This window comes from Mycolicibacterium arseniciresistens (assembly GCF_030519285.1).
Taxonomy (GTDB): Bacteria; Actinomycetota; Actinomycetes; order Mycobacteriales; family Mycobacteriaceae; genus Mycobacterium; species Mycobacterium arseniciresistens.
Genome location: NZ_JAUMSQ010000534.1, coordinates 1 through 1,322 on the forward strand (window position 1 = coordinate 1; position 1,322 = coordinate 1,322).

Annotated in this window: 1 protein-coding gene; it reads left to right on the forward strand. The window is 75.1% G+C overall.

What is annotated here, in order from left to right:
* Positions 1–1,322 (forward strand): SpnB-like Rossmann fold domain-containing protein (locus Q2100_RS31300; protein WP_302917134.1); only part of this gene is annotated, 1,322 nt, incomplete at both ends.

Genomic DNA, 1,322 nt, shown 5'->3' on the forward strand with positions numbered 1-1,322 from the left:
CCGCCGCCCACACCCTGCTCGGCGGCCGGACCGACGTCGCCGGCGCCGTCGCGACGACGATGTGGCAGACCCGGCTCGACGTCGACAGCCGGCCCTACCCGGGAGACCATCCGGTGCAGGGCACCGAGATCGTCCCGGCCGCGGTGCTGCTCAACACGTTCCTGGCGGCGGCGAGTAGCGGCGGGCACGCCGGTGCGGGCCTGGCCGACGTGCGGTTGCGCACACCGGTCGCGCCGGGGCGGGCCCGCGATCTGCAGGTGGTGCTGCAGGACCGGGCGCTGACCCTGTCCACCAGGCTGGTGGACGGCGACGGGGGTGACGACGCACGGGACGGCGGCTGGCTCACCCACACCAGCGCGGTACTGGCCGCGGACGAGATGCGTTGTCCGCAGCTCGATCTGGACCTGGAAACCGCCCGGAGCCGCTGCGCGGAGCTGCTGCCGCCGCGCCATGTCATCGACACGCTCGCGACGCTGGGCGTCGCCGCGATGGGCTTCGGCTGGGACGTCGAGGACCTGCGTCGCGGCGACGGCGAGCTGGTGGCGGTGGTGGCCGCCGAGGCCGATGGATCGGCGCCCGCGTCGTGGGCGTCGCTCCTGGACGCCGCGACCTCGGCCGCCTCGACGATCTTCGACGGGCCGCCGCGCCTGCGGATGCCCGCCCGCATCGAAGGGGTGCGAGTGTACGGCGACCCGCCGCCGGTCGCCGCGCTGCTGGTGCGGCGGCGGCCCGGCACCACCGTCACCGACGTCTCGATCGCCGACCCCTCGGGGGCGGTGCTGCTGTCGATCACCGGGATGGGATTCGAGGAACTCGAGACCTCCGCGCGAGGCTTGTCCGGCGACGACGCCGGCCGGATGCTGCACCGGGTGGCATGGCACGAGATTCCCTGGCGCGACGACGAATTGCCCAGTGGCGTGGTGCTCGTCGGGGGAGATGTCGACGGCCTGGACGCCGCGGTGCGTGACCTCACCGCCGCCGGGGTGGCCTACCGCGCCTTCGAGGATCCGGCGGAGCTCGCCGCGCTGTCGGCGAGCGCCGAGATGCCGGAGCTGTGGCGGGATCTGGGCCGCACCGCGGTGGTGCTGGTGCTGCCGCGGTCCGACGATGCGCCCGAGGCGTCGGTCGACCTGGTGACCCGGACGCTGACCACCCTGCTGCAGACCGGTGCGACGGCGCGGGTGTGGGTGCTGACCACCGGCGTGCACGAGGGCGGCGACCTCGCCCACGCACCGCTGTGGGGACTGACCCGGGTGGCCGCGGCCGAACACCCGCAGCTGTGGGGCGGCGTGCTCGACGTCGCGGACGGCCCGCTGCCGCTC